The 18,802-nt window shown below is 64.8% G+C and carries 17 protein-coding genes and 1 pseudogene; 3 read left to right on the top strand and 15 right to left on the bottom strand.

Annotation, left to right across the window (positions count from 1 at the left end; genetic code table 11):
• Positions 1 to 151: 151 nt before the first annotated feature.
• From D3227_RS12350 to D3227_RS12365, 4 genes are read right to left on the bottom strand one after another with little or no spacing between them, the layout of a single operon-like run.
• Positions 152 to 1,138 (bottom strand): TonB family protein, encoded by a 987-nt coding sequence (locus tag D3227_RS12350; RefSeq protein ID WP_120014395.1) that lies wholly within the window; start codon positions 1,136 to 1,138, stop codon positions 152 to 154.
• The gene (exbD, locus tag D3227_RS12355) at positions 1,135 to 1,626 is read right to left on the bottom strand and encodes a TonB system transport protein ExbD (protein ID WP_120014396.1); all 492 of its coding nucleotides are present in this window, start codon (positions 1,624 to 1,626) and stop codon (positions 1,135 to 1,137) included. Before exbD ends, D3227_RS12350 begins: the two co-directional genes overlap by 4 nt.
• A gap of 6 nt (positions 1,627 to 1,632) precedes the next feature.
• Positions 1,633 to 2,595, bottom strand: a complete 963-nt coding sequence (gene exbB / locus D3227_RS12360) for a tonB-system energizer ExbB (protein WP_120014397.1) — start codon at positions 2,593 to 2,595, stop codon at positions 1,633 to 1,635.
• Between the two features lie 17 nt (positions 2,596 to 2,612).
• On the bottom strand, positions 2,613 to 3,398 hold the full coding sequence (locus tag D3227_RS12365) for an ATP-binding cassette domain-containing protein (RefSeq protein ID WP_120014398.1): 786 nt from the start codon (positions 3,396 to 3,398) through the stop codon (positions 2,613 to 2,615).
• A gap of 260 nt (positions 3,399 to 3,658) precedes the next feature.
• Here D3227_RS12365 and D3227_RS12370 point away from each other — a divergent pair, with 260 nt between their 5' ends.
• Entirely contained in the window at positions 3,659 to 4,342 is a 684-nt protein-coding gene (locus D3227_RS12370; RefSeq protein ID WP_120014399.1) for a cysteine hydrolase family protein, read from the top strand.
• 9 nt (positions 4,343 to 4,351) lie between these two features.
• Here the strand turns inward: D3227_RS12370 and D3227_RS12375 are convergent, their stop codons facing one another.
• Positions 4,352 to 5,287 (bottom strand): LLM class flavin-dependent oxidoreductase, encoded by a 936-nt coding sequence (locus D3227_RS12375; RefSeq protein WP_120014553.1) that lies wholly within the window; start codon positions 5,285 to 5,287, stop codon positions 4,352 to 4,354.
• A gap of 138 nt (positions 5,288 to 5,425) precedes the next feature.
• Positions 5,426 to 5,581 carry a hypothetical protein gene (locus D3227_RS12380; protein ID WP_120014400.1) on the bottom strand — a complete coding sequence of 52 codons (156 nt, stop codon included), beginning with the start codon at positions 5,579 to 5,581 and terminating at the stop codon, positions 5,426 to 5,428.
• 292 nt (positions 5,582 to 5,873) lie between these two features.
• On the opposite strand from D3227_RS12380, the gene D3227_RS12385 reads away from it, so the two are divergent.
• Positions 5,874 to 6,641 carry an SDR family NAD(P)-dependent oxidoreductase gene (locus D3227_RS12385; RefSeq protein ID WP_120014401.1) on the top strand — a complete coding sequence of 256 codons (768 nt, stop codon included), beginning with the start codon at positions 5,874 to 5,876 and terminating at the stop codon, positions 6,639 to 6,641.
• A gap of 30 nt (positions 6,642 to 6,671) precedes the next feature.
• On the opposite strand, the gene D3227_RS12390 is transcribed toward D3227_RS12385, so the two are convergent.
• The 4 genes from D3227_RS12390 to D3227_RS12405 all read right to left on the bottom strand — a co-directional run bounded on the left by D3227_RS12390 (position 6,672) and on the right by D3227_RS12405 (position 11,445).
• A complete protein-coding gene (locus tag D3227_RS12390) occupies positions 6,672 to 7,616 on the bottom strand; it encodes an ABC transporter permease (RefSeq protein ID WP_120014402.1) in 945 nt (314 codons plus the stop codon).
• The gene (locus tag D3227_RS12395) at positions 7,613 to 8,668 is read right to left on the bottom strand and encodes an ABC transporter permease (protein ID WP_120014403.1); all 1,056 of its coding nucleotides are present in this window, start codon (positions 8,666 to 8,668) and stop codon (positions 7,613 to 7,615) included. The genes D3227_RS12390 and D3227_RS12395 overlap by 4 nt, the downstream gene beginning before the upstream one ends.
• Entirely contained in the window at positions 8,668 to 10,188 is a 1,521-nt protein-coding gene (locus tag D3227_RS12400) for an ABC transporter ATP-binding protein (RefSeq protein WP_120014404.1), read from the bottom strand. Before D3227_RS12400 ends, D3227_RS12395 begins: the two co-directional genes overlap by 1 nt.
• A 228-nt stretch (positions 10,189 to 10,416) precedes the next feature.
• Positions 10,417 to 11,445 carry a BMP family protein gene (locus D3227_RS12405; RefSeq protein ID WP_120014405.1) on the bottom strand — a complete coding sequence of 343 codons (1,029 nt, stop codon included), beginning with the start codon at positions 11,443 to 11,445 and terminating at the stop codon, positions 10,417 to 10,419.
• 143 nt (positions 11,446 to 11,588) lie between these two features.
• Between D3227_RS12405 and D3227_RS12410 the strand changes: the two are divergent.
• Positions 11,589 to 12,021: pseudogene (locus D3227_RS12410) on the top strand (nuclear transport factor 2 family protein).
• A 32-nt stretch (positions 12,022 to 12,053) separates the two neighbouring features.
• Here the strand turns inward: D3227_RS12410 and D3227_RS12415 are convergent.
• From D3227_RS12415 to D3227_RS12435, 5 genes are all read right to left on the bottom strand, one after another.
• On the bottom strand, positions 12,054 to 14,126 hold the full coding sequence (locus D3227_RS12415) for a 3-hydroxyacyl-CoA dehydrogenase NAD-binding domain-containing protein (RefSeq protein WP_120014406.1): 2,073 nt from the start codon (positions 14,124 to 14,126) through the stop codon (positions 12,054 to 12,056).
• Positions 14,127 to 14,248: 122 nt separating this feature from the next.
• Complete coding sequence (locus tag D3227_RS12420) at positions 14,249 to 15,196, bottom strand: ABC transporter permease (protein WP_120014407.1); 948 nt, start codon at positions 15,194 to 15,196, stop codon at positions 14,249 to 14,251.
• Between the two features lie 3 nt (positions 15,197 to 15,199).
• Complete coding sequence (locus tag D3227_RS12425) at positions 15,200 to 16,180, bottom strand: ABC transporter permease (RefSeq protein ID WP_167480679.1); 981 nt, start codon at positions 16,178 to 16,180, stop codon at positions 15,200 to 15,202.
• A gap of 1 nt (position 16,181) precedes the next feature.
• A complete protein-coding gene (locus D3227_RS12430) occupies positions 16,182 to 17,693 on the bottom strand; it encodes a sugar ABC transporter ATP-binding protein (RefSeq protein WP_208646364.1) in 1,512 nt (503 codons plus the stop codon).
• Between the two features lie 49 nt (positions 17,694 to 17,742).
• Positions 17,743 to 18,756, bottom strand: a complete 1,014-nt coding sequence (locus D3227_RS12435) for a substrate-binding domain-containing protein (protein ID WP_120014555.1) — start codon at positions 18,754 to 18,756, stop codon at positions 17,743 to 17,745.
• Positions 18,757 to 18,802 lie beyond the last annotated feature (46 nt).

Raw genomic sequence — 18,802 nt, forward strand, 5'->3', positions numbered from 1 at the left:
GCAGCCTCGACCCGGAGGGCGAGGCATACGAGGCATTCTTGCCGCCCGGCGACCAAGGCCGGTATTTTCGCGGGTCAGCCTATTCCGTACGGCGGGTCAGTCAAGCGGGAAAGTGATGGCCCACGCCGCCGGCTGGCTGGGGGATTTCCAGCTAATCGCGCAGACTGAAAACGAAAGGCGCCGTGCGGGTAACGCGCGCGCCGAGCTCCGCCGGCGGCGTGGGCACGGTGGCGCCCTGCAGCGCGCTGAGCGCCGCGCTGTCGAGATCGGCGTCGCCCGAAGAGCGGGCAAGCCGAGCAGAGACCACCCCGCCGGACGCGTCGACGATGAAGGTCACGCTCGGGGTGCCTTCGGCCCGTCTGGATTTTGCCGCGCTCGGGTAGCGCGTGTGCCGCCGGATCCACGCTGCCAGGCTGGCATTCCACCGCGACGGGCTGACGCTCGACCGCGGCGCCGCGTTGGACGATTGCGGCGCGGCGGCCTTGGCCGCCGCCTTGGCGTCGATGCTGGCAGTCGTCACCGTCTTGGGCGGTGTCGCTTTCTGCTTCTTCTTGCGCTGTTTCGGCTTTTCGACAGGCTTCTTTTCCGTCGTCTTCTTCGCTTCGACCGGCTTGTTGGCCTTGACTTCCGTCTGGGCCGGTTTCGGCTGCGGCAGCGGGATGACCACGTCGGGCGCGACCGTCTCGACGATGTCAGGCACGACCTCTTCGAGTGGTGGCGGCTGTTCGCTCAGAGCCGCAACCGTCGGCTCCGCCGGCTCAGGCACCGTGGTCTCTTCGGCTTCGACCGGCTGTTCGGCGACCGGCTCCGCTTCTTCCACGGCCGGTTCCGGCACTGGCTCGGTCACCGGCTTCGCCTCTGCGATGGTCTCTTCGACCGGATCGGCTCGGTCGGGCGTCACCACATCCGACACCGGCGTCTCTTCCTGCACGGTCGGCATCATCACCATCGGCGACATCTCGATCGCCAGCGCCGGTGGCGGTCCGCCATCGGCCATCTCGGTCAGGCTGAAATTCTGCACGGCATAAGCGACCGCCACATGCGCGATGAGGACCAGGGCTGCCGCGCCTGCCCACAGGCCAGCCGCGCGCACGCCAGAGCGCGGCGGATCGATCCTGGGCAAGGCGGCTTCAGTCATTGGATTGGTCCGCCGTTTGGCGCCGGTGCAGGGCTTCCGCTCGTGGCCGGCGCAGTGGCTTCGGCGGCGGGCAGCGTCTCCAGCCCGACCAGCGCGATCTTGAGGTAGCCGGCACCGCGCAGGAGGTTCATCACCTCCATCAGGTCGCCATAGCCGACCGTCTTGTCTGCGCGCAGGAAGATGCGCGTCTGCTTGTCGCCCTTGGTCCTGCCGTCGAGCACGGCGGCGAAGGTGGGGCGCGGCACGCTGTCATTGCCGATGGCCAGGGTGAGATCGCTTTTCAACGTCAGGAAGATTGGCGTCTCGGGCCGCGGCGCCGGCGTCGCCGTCGACCCCGGCAGGTCGACATTGACATCGACCGTCGCCAAGGGTGCCGCGACCATGAAAATGATCAGCAGCACCAGGATGACGTCGATGAACGGCGTGACGTTGATCTCGTGGCTTTCCTCGAGATCGTCGACTGCCGTTTCGCGAATTCTAGCCGCCATGGCTGCTTACTCCGCTGCCATGGCACTTGCCGGCGGCACCGTGCGGAAATCGAGGTCGCGGCTGACCAGCCGCTCGACTCCGGCCGAGGCATCGGCAAGGATCTGCCGGTAGCCGGCTATCGATCGCGCAAAGACGTTGTAGATGACCACCGCCGGGATCGCCGCGACCAGGCCCATGGCGGTGGCCAGCAGCGCCTCGGCGATGCCGGGCGCCACCACCGCCAGATTGGTGGTCTGCGCCTGCGAGATACCGATGAAGGCGTTCATGATGCCCCAGACCGTGCCGAACAGGCCGACGAACGGCGCGGTAGAACCGATCGTCGCCAGCAGGCCGGTGCCGCGCGACATGCGCCGCGCCGCGGCCGCCTCGATGCGCGCCAGGCGCGACGTGACGCGCTCCTTCAGGCCCTCGCCCGAGACGTGATTGAGCGCGCCGGCTGAAAGCGCCGCCTCTTCCTCGGCCGCCCGCACCAGAAGGGCGCCGGGGCCATTGTTGTGGCCGAGCGCGCGCCCGGCCTGCATCAGCGTCGCGGCATTGCCGATGGCGTTGGCCGCGCGGCGGGCACGCAGCTTGCCGCCAAAAATCTCCAGCGACTTGGCCAGCCAGATCGTCCAGGTGACAAAAGATGCGAAGGCAAGCCCGATCATCACCGCTTTGACGATAATGTCGGCGGCCATGAACATGCCCCAGGGCGACAAATCGTGCGGCAGCGTCAGCGAGATCGCCGTCGACGGCTCGGCTCCTGCGGCGGCGGACGGTGCCGGCTGAACGCCCGGCTGCGATTCTGCCGGCGCGGCTGCGGCCGGCGCATTTGCAGCGGGCGCGGAGGGTGCTTGTGCCGCTGGCGCTTGCGTTACCGGCGCCTGCACTGCTGGAGCTGGTGTTGCCGGCTGTTCCTGTGCCGCGACGGCCCCTGCCGACAGGATGAGCGATGCGGCCAGCGCCGCAAAGAGACCGTTTCTGGACACGCTTCGTCCTCGCTTTGTCATTGCACGTAACCGATCGGCTGGCCGGTGACGGGATGCGCAAACACCCCCATCTCGACCCCGAAAATGCCCTTGAGCACGTCGCCCTGCATGATCTCGCCGGGCGTGCCGCGGGTCAGCAGCCTGCCGTCCTTCAGCGCGATCAGCTCGTCGCAGTAGCGCGCCGCCATGTTGGGATCGTGCAGCACGACGACGACGCAGAGGTCGCGTTTGCGGCTGAGATCCTTGACGAGACGCAGCACTTCGACCTGATGCGCGATGTCGAGCGCCGAGATCGGCTCGTCGAGCAGCATGACGCCGGCATTCTGCGCCACCAGCATGGCGAGCCACGCCCGCTGGCGCTCGCCGCCGGAGAGTTCGTCCACCAGGCGGTCGGCGAAACCGGCCATGTCGGTCAGCGCCAGCGCCTCCTCGACATGCCGCTTGTCCTGATGGCCGAAGCGGCCGAGCGCGCCATGCCAGGGATAGCGCCCGAGCGTCGCCAGTTCGCGCACGGTGAGGCCGGTCGCCGCCGGCGTCGTCTGCGGCAGGTAGGCCAGCGCACGCGCCAATTCGCGGGCGCCCCATCCGGCGAGTGGCCGCTCGGCGAAACTGATGGCACCAGCACTTGCCGGCTGCTGGCGCGCCAGAAGCTTGATGAGCGTCGACTTGCCTGACCCATTGTGGCCGATCAGCCCGTAGACGCGCGAACGCTCGAGTTCGAGCGTGACCGGGCCGAGCAGGGTCCGCTCGCCGACGGCGAAACGCACCGCGTCGATACGGAAGGCAGTCTGAACTCCAGCCACGCTTTCGGCCTTTCTGCAACTCCGGCATGCGCAGGTCCCTGAATCCGGTTCCCGGCAACCATTGCCGGTTGACTATGAAACATGAGTTTACTAGTCAACTCTGAAGATGACTTTTTGAATCAACAAAAATGTCGTGACGCGCGCAACCGTGCCGAATCCGCGATGCGCCGTTGGCAGTGGCAGCCCGGTCTTCTCTCCGAAGCAAGCCGATTTCCGGCCGTGCGTACGACAGGCTAGGATGGGGAAAACCAGGAGCCCCTATGATCAAGGCGACACCGTTCGATTTCCCCTATGACGGCAGGCTGGTGCCGGAAAACACCGCGCTCGTCGTCATCGACCTGCAACAGGATTTCCTGTCGACGACAGGCTATTTTGCCAAACAGGGTTACGACCCGGCCCCGCTGCGCGCCATCTTGCCGACGGTTGGCCGGCTGATCGCGGCAGCACGGGCGGCTGGCCTCAGGATCATCCACACCAGGCAGGGCTACCGGGCAGATATGGCCGACATGACGCCTTACGAAAAATGGCGCCGCAAGCGCGCCGGCCTCGACGGCACCGACATCCTGCTGCGGTCCGGTTCCGGTTTTCAGATCGTGCCCGAGATCGACGTCGCGCCTCAGGACATCATCGTCGACAAGACCTGCAACGGCGCCTTCACTTACACCGATCTCGAACTTGTCCTGCGCTCGCAGGGCATCACGCATCTGCTGTTTTCGGGATGCACGACCGATGTCTGCGTGCACACCACGCTGCGCGAGGCCTGCGACCGGAATTTCCAGTGCCTGACGATTTCGGACGCCTGCGCCAGCGGCGACAGATACGCGCATGAGGCGGCACTGCACATGGTCACGGTGGAGGATGGTGTCTTTGGGGCGCTGGCAGACGCGAGTGCCGTTATCGACGCCTTGTCGCGCCTCGACGGCAAGGCAGGCCAAAGCGTCTGAGAGAGGGACTCACCCCGCCGCGCGAATATCCGGGACGGCGCGGGATACAAAAGCCTCCGGCAGCACCACCTCGGCCTCTCGGCGCGCCATCGTATTGCCGAGCAGCGTCACCGTTTCCCGGCCCACAGTCGCGATTTCGCGCGGCCGGTCGATGCCGGCGATCATGAACTCATTTACACCCAGGGCCGCATAGGGCAGCAGCGACAGCACGATCTGCCCCGGCAGCCCTGAAACCTCGATCGCCTTGTGGTCGGTGGCGGCTGCCTTGCCTTCGAAACGGATGCGAACCGGCAGCGCGAATCGCACCTTGCCGGCGCGGCCGTGTTCGGCAGCAGCGCTGCGCACCCGCTGCATCAGCTGCCTAACCTCGTCCAGCGAACCGGCGGCCAATTCGAAGACATCCGCATGCCGACCGGCGACCTTGAGCGCCGTTCCGGACTGTCCGCCCATGCGGATGGTCACGCCGTGCGGCCCCTTGCGCGGCACGTAGCCGTCTTTCACACTGTAGAAGGCGCCTTCATGATCGAAGGGCTTGTCGTTCGACCACAGCCGCTTCAACAGCACCAGATATTCATCGATCCGCTGCCAGACCACAGTGTGGCCGACCGGACGCGCCTCGGCATCGTCGTCGCTGAGCGGCTCGCTGAGCATCCTCAGTGACAGCCGCCCGCCGCTCTTGGCATCGAGCGCCGCCAGCTGCCGCGCCGCCACGGTCGGTTCGATCACCCCGGCCCAATGTGTCAGCACCACTTCCAGCGACGAGGTGCGGTCCAGCGTCTGGGCTGCAATGTCCATATTGGTCAGCAGTCCGGCCGAATCGTCGACGACGATCTTCCTGAAGCCGGCATCCTCGATCAGCGACAGTTTTGTCGCGGTCTCGACGAAATCATAGAAAAAGCTGGCGTCCTGTGTTTTACCGGGAACATGCGTGAACTCGATCGGCATTGCCATCTCCTCCATCACGTTGGGAGCCGCTGATGCGGCGAATCCGAAATCCGCATCACCTTGGCGCACGAATGCGCACCGCGATTAGGGTTCTTTCAAACTCCGGTTGCCTGAAGGCGGTAGGCCGCCACCCGTAACTCAGGGAATAAGGCCGAGAACGACCGCCCCGGTGAACACGAACGCAAGGGCGAAGACGAGATAGGCGAAGGCGCCCGCATAGGCCGGGCGAAAGGCCTGGCCATTGGTCAGCCTCTGGCCGTTGCGATCAGTCCGAGCGTTCTGGATATAGGACATATCGACCTCCGTCTCGCCGGTTAATCTATAAAATCAGTAGACTTTGTCGAGTGCTATTTTTCAGCGATTGTTGGAACGATTTTCTCCAATTGGCGGGAAAATTGGTTCCGCTTTGCTGAGCGCTGCGTGATTGATCGATCGGTCGAAGCGGGCGGCATGCGCTTGTGACCTCGAACGGCTTATACGCTCGCCTTTCTGCCCTGTTTCATGCATTGGCCATCCGACCCTTGAAGGATAGCATCGTCGCAGACGGCAATGTGAAACGACCAAACCGGGGCATGGGAGAAAAAGCATGGGCGAAAGACTGGCGGGCAAGGTTGCCATCGTTTCAGGCGGTGCGACCGGAATGGGTGGTGCGGCCTCGGAGCTGTTCGCGGCGGAAGGCGCCAAGGTGGCGATCATCGACCGCAACGGCGAGGCCGCCGCCGCCACAGCCGCGGCGATCCGGGCGCGCGGCCATGTCGCCGAGCATTTCGTCGCCGACGTTTCTGACGAAGCGCAGGTCGAGGCCGCGGTGAAGGGCGCGAGCGAAAAACTCGGTCCGGTCACCGTCCTGTTCAACCATGCCGGAACCATCGTGATAAAGCCCTTCCTGGAGACGACAGTTAAGGAATGGGACTGGCTGCATGCCGTCAATGTGCGCTCGATGTTCCTGATGACGCGCGCCGTGCTGCCCGGCATGATCGCCGCCGGCGGCGGCTCGATCGTCTGCACCTCGTCGATCTGGGCGGTGGCGGCGACGCCGATGGAAGTGCTCTACGACACCACCAAGGGCGCCTGCCACATGTTCGCGCGCGCCATTGCCGTCGAGTTCCGCGACCGCAACATCCGCTGCAACGCGGTCTGCCCCGGCTTCATCCGCACGCCGCACGGGATGCGCGAGGTCGCCGATCTGGGGAAACTTGGCGTCGATGTTTCGGATGCAGCACTTGCCGCGCAGCAGGGCCGCATCGGCGAGCCGGAAGAAGTGGCGAGGGCCGCGCTGTATCTGGCCAGCGACGAGTCAAGCTTCGTCACCGGCGCGCATCTGTTCGTCGACAACGGCTTTACCGCGATGTGAGAAGCGGGACGCTGACAGCCACTCTGGCTGTCAGCGCTCCTCGCGTCGAAACGGCTTCAGCAGCGCCGAGGGTGCCACCGCGTTGCGCGACATCACCGCCATCGCGACGATGGTGAAGATGAAGGGCAACATCAGGAAAGCCTCATAAGGAATGTGCCCCAGGCCGCTGGCCTGCATGCGCAGTTGCAAGGCATCGACGAAGGCGAACAGCAGCGCCGCACCGGCAGACCGCCACGGGTCCCAGCGGCCGAACACCACCAGCGCGATCGCCACCCAGCCGCGCCCGGACACAACGCCGAAGGTGAAGGCGTTGAACTGCGCCATCGACAGGAAAGCGCCGGCCAAGCCCATTAAGGCGCCGCCAAGAATGACAGCCTGGAAACGCGTGGCAATGACGCCGACGCCGGCCGAGTCGGCGGCGCGCGGGTTTTCGCCGACCATGCGCACCGACAGGCCCCATGGCGTGCGGTAGAGCACGAAGGCGGCAAGTGGGATGGCGATGATCGCCATGTAGACCAGCGAAAACTGGTTGAACACCGCCGGCCCGAGCACCGGGATGTCCGAGAGAACCGGGATTGGCAGTGTCTGAAAACCCTTGATGTTGGGCGGCACCGACTGCTGGCCGAAGATCAGCCGGTAGAGGAAATAGGCAAGCCCTGAACAGAACAGCGTGACGCCGATGCCGCAGACATGCTGGCTGAGGCCGAGCGCCACCGTGAACAGCGCATGCAGCGCCCCCATCAGCGCGCCGGTGAGAACGGCCACGAGTACGCCGAGCCAAAGGCTGCCGCTCAGACTGGCAGCGGTGAAGCCGGTCATCGCCGACAGCAGCATGATGCCCTCGATACCGAGATTGAGCACACCCGCCCGCTCGGAAAACATTTCGCCGAGCGTCGCAAAGGCCAGCGGCGTGGCGATGCGAATGATCGCGGCGAGGAAGCCGACCTGAAGGATCTGTTCGAACAGCGCGCTCATCGGGCAGCTCCGACGCGGCGGATGCGATAGGCGGTGAACAGCAGCGCCACCAGCATGGCAAGCAGCGCCGTGCCCTGGATGACATCGCTGAGGAAAGCCGGCACGCCGGTCGCCCGCGACATCGCCTCGGCGCCGGTCATGACGGCGGCCAGAAAGATCGCCGCCGGCACCACGCCGAGCGGATTGAGCCTGGCCAGCATGGCGACGACGATGCCGGAATAGCCATAGCCTGGCGAGATGTCGCTCATCACCTGGAAATGCACGCCGCCGACCTCGCCGACCCCGGCAAGCCCGGCCAACGCGCCGGAGAGCAGCGCCGTCGAGATCAGCACGCGCTGGACGTTGATACCGCTATAGCGCGCCGCTTCGGCGTTTTCGCCGGTGACCCTGATCCGGAAGCCGAGCGTCGTGCGCACGATCAGGAACCAGATCAAGGGTGCCGCGATCAGCGCCGCCACCACGCCGAGATGCAGCCTGGTGCCTTCGAGCAGCACCGGGAAGCTCGCCGAATCCTCGATCGGCGGCGAGATCGGATAGCCGCTGAAACTGTCCTTCCACGGCCCCTCGATCAGCGCCATCAGCGCGTAGAAGATGACCGAGTTGAGCAGCAGCGAGCTGACCACGTCGTCGACCTTGAATTTCACCCTGAGCGTCGCCGGCACCAGCGCCACTGCGGCACCAGCGGCAGCCCCTGCCAGCGCCATCAGGAACATGGCGAGCAGCCCCGGCATCGGGATGGCACCGACGGCGCAGCTTGCCACCGCACCGGCCAGCAGTTGCCCTTCAGCACCAATATTCCAGAACTTTGCCCGGAAGGCGACGGCAACGGCAAGTCCGGTGAAGATCATCGGCGTTGCCCGAACCAGCGTTTCGGTGATGGCGTAGGTGTCGCCGAGCGAAGCCGAAAACATCACGCCATAGGCTTCGACGATGCCAGCGCCGGCCAGCGCGATGAGGCCGCTGCACAGGATGAGCGTCGCCCCGATAGCCAGCAGCGGCAGGGCCAGATTGAACCAGGCGGGCGTCGAGGTGCGGGCTTCGAGGCGAAACATCAGGCGGCCTCGTCTGCCTGCCCGGCCCCGGTCATCATCAAGCCGAACTTTGCAACGGTAGCGTCCGCGCTGTCCAGCGTGCCGGCGATGCGGCCCTCATACATCACCGCGATGCGGTCGCAGAGCATCAGCAACTCCTCGAGATCCTCGCCGATGACGATGATGCCGCAGCCTTTGGCCCGCATGTCGAGGAACTTTTCGTGGATGAAGCGGGCAGCACCAATGTCGAGGCCGCGTGTCGGTTGCGACACGATCAGCACTCTTGGGTCGAAGGCAAGCTCGCGCGCCAACAGCGCCTTCTGCAGATTGCCGCCGGACAGTGCCCCGGCGCGTGTCATCGGTCCGGGGCAACGAATGTCATAGGCCTTGATCTGCTCTTCGGCGAAGGCGCGGATCGCGTCGGGTCTCAGCAGCCCTTTGCGGCTGAAGGCCTCGGTGCCGATGCGTGGCAGCACCATGGAATCGGCGAGCGGCAGATTGGTGACCAGCCCGGTCGTCATGCGATCTTCCGGGATGCGTCCGAGCCCAAGCGCCTGCACCTCGCGCGGCGAGAACCGCGAGACTGATTTGCCGGCTATCGTCATCTGGCCGGCATCGGGTGCGAGCACGCCGGAGATCACATCGGCCAACGCCCGCTGGCCGTTGCCGGAGACGCCGGCAATGCCGAGGATCTCGCTGGCCCTGACCGAGAGCGAGACATCGCGCAGCGCCATGCCCGAATGATGCGACGTCGAGATGCCCTGCAGCGTCAGCACCGCCACACCCGGCGTCGACGGTCCCCGCGCCGGCGGAACGATCTCGTGGCCGCACATCAGTTGCGCCATCTCGGATGAAGTGGTCGTGGCAGGCGTATCGACGCGCCCGGCGACGCGGCCGTGCCGCAATACCACGCAGCGATGCGTCAGCGCCCTGACTTCGTTGAGCTTGTGCGAGATGAAGATGATGCCGAGACCCTGCAGCGCCATCGACCGCAATGCCGAAAACAACCCGTCGACCTCCGTCGGCGCCAGCACCGCTGTCGGTTCGTCGAGGATCAAGAGCCTGGCGCCGCGAAACAGCGCCTTGACGATTTCAAGCCGCTGCTGCTCGCCGACCGACAAAGCCGACACCGGAAGGTCCGGATCGAGCATCAGTCCGTGCTGCCGGCTGATTTCGTTGAGCCGCGCCAGCCCGCCGGCGCGGTCGATGCGGCCGGACTTGCCGGCAATGCCGATCAATAGGTTCTCCAGCACCGACAGCCGCGGCGCGAGGTGAAAATGCTGGTGCACCATGCCGATGCCGGCGGCCAGTGCATCGGCCGAGCTGTTGATCCGCACCGGCTGGCCCTGGATAAGGATCTCGCCGGCATCCGGCGCATAGGCGCCGAACAGCACATTCATCAGCGTCGTCTTGCCAGCACCGTTTTCGCCAAGCAGGCCGAGGATTTCGCCCGGCGCGACGCTGAGATCCACGGCCTCGTTCGCCTTGACGGCGCCGAAGCTCTTGGTGATGCCGCGCATTTCGATGAGAGGGGCGGACAAGGGTGCTCCGATCTGAATTAGCTTTATGATTCAGCTTTTACTGATGGGAATGCGCTGCACCCCCCTCTGGCCTGCCGGGGGAGAGATGGGATATCACGTTGGCTTTGCCAATTTTCCATCTTTGTCCCGGTCGGAGCCGTCAGGGGAACTGCCGATCTCCCCCCTTTGAGGGGGAGATGTCCGGCAGGACAGAGGGGGCGGGCAGCCACCCGCCTCCCAAGACAGAACTCAATCCGAAACCGGCGTGTTTTCGTCCACGTCGACGCGGAAATTGCCTTCGAGGATTTCGGCCTTCTTCTTTTCGACCAGATCCTTGACGTCCGCCGGCAGCGTCTTGTCAAATTTGTGGTACGGCGCCAAAGAGGAACCACCCTTGGCCATGCGCGAGAAATCACCATAGTCCTGCGCGGTGAAAACGCCGGCCTTGACCAGCTTGATCGCCTGTTCGACGGTCGGATACATGTTCCAGACCGGCCCGGTGATCACCGTGTCGGGGCCGAGGCTCGACTGGTCGGACATGTTGGAGATGGCGAGGATCTTCTTCTCCACCGCGGCTTCGATGACGCCGAAGCGCTCGGCATAGATCACGTCGACGCCGGCGTCGATCTGGGCGATCGCGGCTTCCTTCGCCTTCGGCGGATCGAAGAACGAGCCGATGAAGGCGACCTTCTTCTTGATGTTCGGATTGACCTCCCTGGCGCCGGCAAAGAAGGCGTTGACCAGCCGGTTCACTTCCGGAATGCCCATCGCCGCCACGGCGCCGATCGTGCCCGATTTCGACATCTTGCCGGCGATCAGGCCGGAGAGATAGGCCGGCTCGTGGATCCAGTTGTCGAAGACGCCGAAATTCGGCTCCGCCGGTCCGGCGCCCGAGCCGAACAGCCAGGCCGTCTTCGGGAACTGCTTTGCGGTGCGGCGCGATTCACGCTCGGCCGCGAAGGCGTCGCCCAGAACCAGCTGGTAGCCGCCTTGCGCATATTCGCGCATGACGCGGCTGAAGTCGGCGGTCTGCACCTTTTCCGACCATTTGTATTCGATGCCGAGCTCTTTCTCGGCCTTCTGCAAGGCGACGTGGATCTGGTTGTCCCACGGCTCCTCGATCGGCGTGGCGAAGATCGCCGCCACCTTCAGCTTGTCCTGGGCGAAGGCATTGCCCGGCAGCATTGTGGCAGCCAGGCCAAGCGCGCCGAGTTCCAGCACGTTGCGGCGCGACAGGCCACCGCGTTTCGATTGGATTCTGCTGTTGTCGTTTTTCATGGAAGTGCCCCTCTGGTTGACAGCCGTGTCGAGCCGGCTGTTCTCAGGAATGTAGACAGGGAACTATGGAACGGCGCCCGAGTTTTGTCCACGTGGTCAAATTTGCGGTAGTGCAGGACATGGCCGCATTTGGAGAGGAGATGATGGAAACCAGCGTCAGGAAGCTGTTCGAGCGATACGAGCGCATTTTCAAACAGCCGCTCGGCGGCGACATGGACATGGATGAAGTCGCATCGCTTTATGCTTCCGACTTCACAGCGGCCTCGCCTGCCGGAGTAATGACAGGAACGAACGACGATCAGTTCAAGCAAGTCATGGTGCAAGGCTATGCGCATTATCGGGAGATAGGAACGAAGGAAATGCGGATACGCAATGTCGCCCTCTCACCCCTGAACGAGCATCATTGTGTAGCCCATGTCGCCTGGGACGGCGACCTATGCCAGGCAGGATCAGGCCGACGTCGCGATAGATTTTGATGTCCATTATCTCGTGCAGAAACTGGATGGGGAACCAAAGGTGTTTGGATGGATATCAGGCGATGAACAGGCGCTTTTGAGAAAGCATGGCATTATCTGAAGCCTGCTGCCCCAAGGTACCGCCAGAATAGACTATCCGCCGACCGCAGCCTCCCAGGTGCCGGTTTCCGCCATCCGCCTCAGCAGCGGCGCCGGCTGGAAGATCGGCCTGGCGGTCCGCTCGTGCCAATGGTCGAGGCGCTCGACGATCTTCCCCGCCCCCTCTAGCCCGGCCCAGAACATCGGCCCGCCCTTGCCGACCGGAAAACCGTAGCCATTGACCCAGACGACATCGATGTCGGACGCGCGGGCCGCGATCTTTTCCTCGAGGATCTTGGCCCCTTCGTTGACCAGCGGATAGAGCGTGCGTTCGATGATCTCGTCTGCGTCGATCGCGCGCCGCGCGATGCCTTTTTCGGCCGCCTTGGCGCGGATCAGCGCTTCAACCTCCGGGTCGGGAACCGGTGTGCGAAAACCGTTCTCGTAGCGATAAAAACCGCTGCCGGTCTTCTGGCCGAAACGTCCCTGTTCGCACAGCGTGTCGGCGATCACGGCCGTCAGCCCGCGCGCCTTGCGGTTGCGCCAGCCTATGTCGAGGCCGGCGAGATCGCCCATCTGGAACGGCCCCATCGGCCAGCCGAACTCGGTGAACGCCTTGTCGATCTGGCTGGGCGTCGCGCCTTCGAACAGCAGCGCTTCGGATTCGGCGCCCCGCGCGGCCAGCATGCGGTTGCCGACGAAGCCGTGGCAGACGCCGACAACGACAGGCACCTTGCCGATGCGCCGCGCCAGCTCGACGACGGTCGCCAGCGCGTCAGGCGCGGTTTTTTCGGCGCGAACGATTTCCAAGAGCTTCATGACATTGGCCGGCGAGAAGAAATGCAGGCCAACGACATCCTGCGGCCGCGACGTAGAGGCGGCGATGGCGTTGACGTCGAGATAGGAGGTGTTGGTGGCGAGGATCGCGCCGGGCTTGGCCACGGCGTCGAGCTTGCCGAACACTTCCTGCTTGACCGCCATCTCCTCGAACACCGCCTCGACGATCAGGTCGCAATCGGCAAGGTCGGCATAGTCGGTGCTGCCCTTGAACAGGCCGAGCCGCTGTTGTCTTGCGGCTTCGGTCAGCGAGCCACGGCTGACCGAAACAGCATAATTCCTGTCGATGGTCGTCAGCCCGCGCTGCAATGCTTCCTGGCTGGTTTCGAGCAAGGTCACGGGAAAACCGCCATTGGCGAAGGCCATGGCAATGCCGCCGCCCATCGTGCCGGCGCCGATGACGCCGACTCGCGCGATCTTCCGCCGTGAGAGATCCTTGCCAGGAACCTTTGCCGCCTCACGTTCGGCGAAAAACAGATGCCGCTGCGCGCGCGCCTGATCACCGGCGACGAGTTTCAGGAACAGTTCGCGCTCCGCCGCCAGCGCTTCGTCGAAGGACAGCGAAATTGCGCCGCGGACCGCCTCAGCGCAGGCGATTGGGGCTTCATGGCCGCGCGCCTTCTTGGCCAACTCCGCCGCCTGCCTGTCGAAGGCGGCGAGATCGGCCACCGCGAGACGATCATTGCGGTCGCGCACTGGCGTGAACGGCCCGCCGCGAGCGGCCATTTCGCTTGCGAAACGAACTGCTCGCGCAAGAAGATCGCCGTCCAAAACCGCGTCAACCAGACCAGCCTCGAGCGCCTCGGTAGCACCGATCGGCGTCCCCGAGACGATCATGCCAAGCGCCTTCTCCACGCCGATGAGGCGCGGCAGCCGCACCGTGCCGCCGCCACCTGGCAACAGGCCAAGTTTCACCTCGGGCAGGCCGAGTTTGGCCCGAGCACCTGCGACGCGAAAATGGCAGCCGAGGGCCAGTTCCAGCCCGCCGCCAAGCGCGGTGCCGTGGATGGCGGCAACCGTCGGCTTGGCGATCGTCTCCAGCAGCGCGATGACGGCGCGCAGTTCCGGCTGCTGCACCGGTTTGCCGAATTCGGTGATGTCGGCGCCGGCGACGAAGGTTCGCCCGGCGCAGGCAATCACGATGGCCGCGACCGAAGGCTCGTCGCGCAGCACGGCCAGCGCCTGGTGCAGCGGCTCGCGCACATGGAAGCTCATGGCGTTGACCGGCGGATTGTCGATGGTGACAACCGCGACGCCACCGTGCTTTGCAACGCTGACGAAATCGGACAAGACGAACCTCCGCAAGTGCGAACCGTGCTGCGCGGTTTACAGGGCCGATATCCGGATGGGAACCGGATTTCCGGCAGGGCCGCTATTCTCCCGGCGCTGGATCAGTGGAAGCCGCCTTGTCCTCAGCGCAGCGCCTTCTGCCCGCCCGCCACCGTAATGACGCCGACGATGATCAGCCCAGTCAGCAGCAGACGAACGCCGGCGCTGACGCCGAATGTGTTGAGCATGGTGAGCAATAACACCAGGAACAGGGCCGCGCCCCAGACGCCCGGCACATTGGCCTTGCCGCCCGCCACCGACGTGCCGCCGATGACGACGACGGCGATCGAGGCCAAAAGGTACTCGTTGCCGATATCGACATTGGCGCCGCGGAAATAGCCGGCGAGCAGGGCGCCGTCGAGGCCGCCGAGCATGCCCGACAGCGTGTAGGTGAGGAAGCGGATGCGCCCGACATTGACGCCTGCCAGCCAGGCGGCGCGGATGTTCTGGCCGATCGCCAGTACCGAGCGGCCATAGATCATGCGCTGCAGCGCGATGGCAGCACCGATGGTGAACAGCACCGTGAGGATCGCCAGCACCGGGACGCCAAGGATCTGCCAGTTGGTGAAATCCGCAAAACCTGGCGGCGGCTTGATCTGCAGCCCGCGCCCGTAGCTGATATCGATCGACTGGATGATGAAGCTGGCCGACAGCGTGGCAATGATCGGCGGAATGCGCAGCGCCCAGATCAGCAGATAGTTGGCCGCGCCGACCGCCATACCGCAGGCAAGTGCGGCCAGCAGGCCGACGACGATCATCGAATCATTGCCGTCCATCACCTTCATGGCCACCGCGCTGGCAAGGCCGATATTGGCCGGCAGCGACAGGTCGACATTGCCTGGCCCGAGCGTGATGACGAACATCTGGCCGACGCCGACGATGACGGTGAAGACGGCGAGCGACAATGCCGCCGTGATCATGCCGCCGCCGCCATAGCCGCCGGTGAAGGCAACCGTCGCCAGCCACACCAGCAGCGCCCCAAGAAAGGACCAGATCCAGGGTTTGGCGATGAGCGTCTGCAGCGAGGCCATGGCTCACCTCTCCCGGCGGCTGATCAGCACGCGGGCCGCCAGCACGATGATGAGAATGGCGCCGTTGGCCGCCACCTGCCAGTCGGGCGGAATGTGCATGAAGGTGAGCAACGGCGAAGCGGCCAGCGCCAGCGTCAGCGCACCGAGCACCGCGCCGATCGGCGACACCCGGCCACCGACGAACTCGCCGCCGCCGAGTATGACCCCGGCGATCGCAAGCAGCGTATAGCCATTGCCGATATTGGCATCGGCCGAGGTGGTGATGCCGATCAGCGCCATGCCGGACAGCACACCGAACAGGCCGGTCAGCGCAAACAGCACGATCTTGGTCTTGAGCAGCGACCAGCCGGCGCGCTTGAGCGCCGCGGCGTTGCCGCCCGAGCCGCGCAGGATGACGCCATAGGAGGTGCGCATCAGGCCGAAATGCACCACCACCGCGATCAGCAGCGCGGCGATGATCGGGAACGGGATGAAAGGCGGCTTGAACGCCATCAGCGACAGCAGCCAGTCCGGCGCCTTGCCGCCAGGCTTCGGCAAGATGAGGATGGCAAGCCCCTGCCAGACGAAGCTCATGCCGAGCGTGACCACGATCGAAGGCAGGTTGCGCATATGGATCAGCGCGCCGAGCAGCGCGTAGACGCCGATCGACCCGGCGAGAACGACGATGCCGAGGAGTGGTGCGTCCTTCAGCCATGTCGCAGTGACGCAGCCGACGAAGCCGACAAAGGTGCCTATCGACAGATCCAGCTCGTTGCCGGCAATGACGAACATCTGCGCGATCGTCGCCAGCGCGATCGGGATCGCCAGGTTCAGCATCAGACTGAAGCCGAAATAGCTGATGGCACGCGGGTTGAGCCAAGCGATGGCCAGGAGCACAAGCGCCAGCGACAGCGCCGGCAACAGGCTGCGCAAGAGGCGCGCCCGCGCCGCCGCGTTGCGCGTCGAAGCGCCCTTGAGCTGGTTTTCGATGGCCGCCGCGGTCATCTCAGGCCGCATCGCCGAATGAGGACTGGATGATCTTTTCCTCCGTCAGCTCGTCGCGCCTCAGATTGGCGACGATCCGGCCGTTCTTAAAGACATAGACATGGTCGCAATTGTCGAGTTCTTCCGTTTCGGTTGTGTACCAGAGGAAGGTGCGGCCGCGCCTAGCCTCTTCGCGCACGAGGTCGTAGACTTCGAGCTTGGTGCCGATGTCGACGCCGCGCATCGGATCGTCCATGAGCACGATTTTTGCGTCGGAGCCCAGCGCGCGGGCGAACAGCGCCTTCTGTTGGTTGCCGCCGGACAGCGAGAAGATGTTGTTGGTCATGTCGGGCGTGCGGATGCCGATCTTCTTTTGCCAGAAGTCGGCGAGTTCCGCCTCGCGCTGCGGCGAGATCAAAAACCCGCTGCGCAAGCGCGCCAGCGAGCGGATGCCGATGTTTTCCGAAATCGACCATTGCGGAAAGATGCCGTCCGACTGGCGGTCACCGGCCACCAGCGCCACCGGCGCGGTCACCTCGATGCCGGCCCTGGAGCGCTGGGCGGCAGTGAAGATTGCCAGCAGCAGATCCGTCTGCCCATGGCCGGCGAGCCCGGCCAGGCCGATGATCTCGCCGGCATGCGCGACAAGCTCCTTGCCGTCCTGCTGTCGCGCGGGCCGCGCGCGGACCCGCAACGGGCCGGCCTCGGTCTTCGCGGTCTCGGCCGCTGTCTTCTGATGTCTCTCGGCGCCGCCCATGATCGTGACCAGCCTATCGCGGTCGAAGGATTTTGCCGCGTCGGCGGCGACGACCTTGCCGTCGCGCATCACCACGATGCGGTCGGCATTCTGCAGCACCTCGCCCAGCACATGCGAGATCAGGATGCAGCTGCCGCCGCCGGCGACGAAGCGGCGCACGAAGGCGAGCAACTGGCCGGCCGTATGTGCGTCGAGCGAGGAGGTCGGCTCGTCGAGGATGACCAGCTCGAGCGGATCCTGCGTCAGCGTGAAGGCGCGCGCCACCTCCACCATCTGCCGCCTTCCGATGGAAAGATCGCCAGCGATATCGAATGCGGAAATGCCATGGTCTGGAAATATCTCGTCCAGCTTGGCGACGATCAGGTCGGCCGCTTTGCGCCGCCAGCCAAGGCCGGTGAGCGACGGATGATTGATGCGGGTGTTCTCGGCGACGCTGAGGTTCGGGCACAGCGACAGCTCCTGGAACACACAGCGTATGCCGAGCTGCTGCGCGCGCGGCACCGAAAAGTTTTCCTCGGTGGCCCCGCGCACCACGATCTTGCCGCTGTCGGGGACCAGCGTGCCCGCCACCATATGCATGAGCGTCGACTTGCCGGCACCGTTGTGGCCGACGAGACCGACGCATTCGCTGGCGCCGACATGGAAGTCGACGCCGCTGAGCGCCCGGACGGCGCCGAAATATTTTTCGGCACCGTCCAGTCTGATGATGTCATTGGCGGCGCCGAAATATTTTTCGGCGCCGTCCAGTCTGATGATGTCCGCGTTTGCCTGAGGCATCCTCAACGATATCCGGTTGGCGATGCGGCTGGCAACAATCGCACCAGGCTCACTTGATGTTGGCTTTGATCGCCGCGATGGCATCTTCCTGGGTGTATTCGTGCGTAGCGACCCCGCCCTCCTTGATCTTCGGCAGCGCGGCCTCGAAATCGTCCTGGGTGAAGGCGAGATAGGGCACCAGCAGATCGTGCGGGATGTCGGTGCGGCCGTCGAGCACCTGCTGCGCCACCCAGAAGGCGAGCGAGGAGACACCGGGCGCGATCGACGCCGACCAGGTCTGGTAGCCGTCCTTGTCCTTCTGTTCCTTCCACCACTTCAGCTCGTCCTGGCGGTTGCCCATGATGATGGTCGGGCGCGGCTTGCCGGCGGCGGCGAAGGCTTGGGCAGCGCCATAGCCGTCACCGCCCTGGTCGACGATGCCGACGATGTCGGGCAGCGACGGCAGGATCGTCGCGACGGCCTTCTGCGCCGTGGTCTGGTCCCAGTCGCCGGTGACCGATCCGACGATCTTGAACTCGGGATGGGCGGCCACGCCTTCGAGGATGCCGGCATGGATGGCATCGTCGATCGACGTGCCGGCCAGGCCACGGATTTCCAGCAAATTGCCGCCCTTGGGCTGGAACTTGGCCATCTGCTCGACTTCCTGCCTGCCCATGTCCTTGAAGTCGACGACGACGCGGTAGGCGCAGGGTTCGGTGACGATGCCGTCGAAGGAGACGACGACGATGCCGGCGTCGCAGGCCTGCTTGATGGCGCCGTTGAGCGCATCGGGCGAGGCGGCATTGATGACGATGGCGTCATAGCCCTGCAGGATCAGGTTCTGCACCTGGGCGGCCTGGGTCGGCACTTCCTTGTCGGCCGTGGTGAAGATGTCGGCGGCTGCGACCACCTTGTCTGCGACCGCCTTCTTGGTCACGATGCCGTAGCTGTCGAGCATCGCCTGGCGCCAGGAATTGCCGGCATAATTGTTGGAGAAGGCGATCTTCTTGCCGCTTGTGTCGGCCAGCGCCGTGCCCGAGGCGAGCATTGCCGCCAGAGCGCTCAGGACGAGTAGTTTCTTCATCTCAAAAATCCTCCCAGATGTTGTTGACTGCTGCAATTCCTGCCGG

Origin of the sequence: Mesorhizobium waimense, assembly GCF_003601975.1 — a bacterium.
Classification (GTDB): domain Bacteria; phylum Pseudomonadota; class Alphaproteobacteria; order Rhizobiales; family Rhizobiaceae; genus Mesorhizobium; species Mesorhizobium waimense.

Excerpts from the sequence above, each read along its gene's own strand:
- D3227_RS12350 (WP_120014395.1), bottom strand. The coding sequence starts at position 1,138 with ATGACTGAAGCCGCCTTGCCCAGGATCGATCCGCCGCGCTCTGGCGTG.
- exbD (WP_120014396.1), bottom strand. The coding sequence starts at position 1,626 with ATGGCGGCTAGAATTCGCGAAACGGCAGTCGACGATCTCGAGGAAAGC.
- D3227_RS12370 (WP_120014399.1), top strand. The coding sequence starts at position 3,659 with ATGATCAAGGCGACACCGTTCGATTTCCCCTATGACGGCAGGCTGGTG.
- D3227_RS12375 (WP_120014553.1), bottom strand. The coding sequence starts at position 5,287 with ATGCCGATCGAGTTCACGCATGTTCCCGGTAAAACACAGGACGCCAGC.
- D3227_RS12380 (WP_120014400.1), bottom strand. The coding sequence starts at position 5,581 with ATGTCCTATATCCAGAACGCTCGGACTGATCGCAACGGCCAGAGGCTG.
- D3227_RS12385 (WP_120014401.1), top strand. The coding sequence starts at position 5,874 with ATGGGCGAAAGACTGGCGGGCAAGGTTGCCATCGTTTCAGGCGGTGCG.
- D3227_RS12390 (WP_120014402.1), bottom strand. The coding sequence starts at position 7,616 with ATGAGCGCGCTGTTCGAACAGATCCTTCAGGTCGGCTTCCTCGCCGCG.
- D3227_RS12395 (WP_120014403.1), bottom strand. The coding sequence starts at position 8,668 with ATGTTTCGCCTCGAAGCCCGCACCTCGACGCCCGCCTGGTTCAATCTG.
- D3227_RS12405 (WP_120014405.1), bottom strand. The coding sequence starts at position 11,445 with ATGAAAAACGACAACAGCAGAATCCAATCGAAACGCGGTGGCCTGTCG.
- D3227_RS12420 (WP_120014407.1), bottom strand. The coding sequence starts at position 15,196 with ATGGCCTCGCTGCAGACGCTCATCGCCAAACCCTGGATCTGGTCCTTT.
- D3227_RS12425 (WP_167480679.1), bottom strand. The coding sequence starts at position 16,180 with ATGACCGCGGCGGCCATCGAAAACCAGCTCAAGGGCGCTTCGACGCGC.
- D3227_RS12430 (WP_208646364.1), bottom strand. The coding sequence starts at position 17,693 with ATGCCTCAGGCAAACGCGGACATCATCAGACTGGACGGCGCCGAAAAA.
- D3227_RS12435 (WP_120014555.1), bottom strand. The coding sequence starts at position 18,756 with ATGAAGAAACTACTCGTCCTGAGCGCTCTGGCGGCAATGCTCGCCTCG.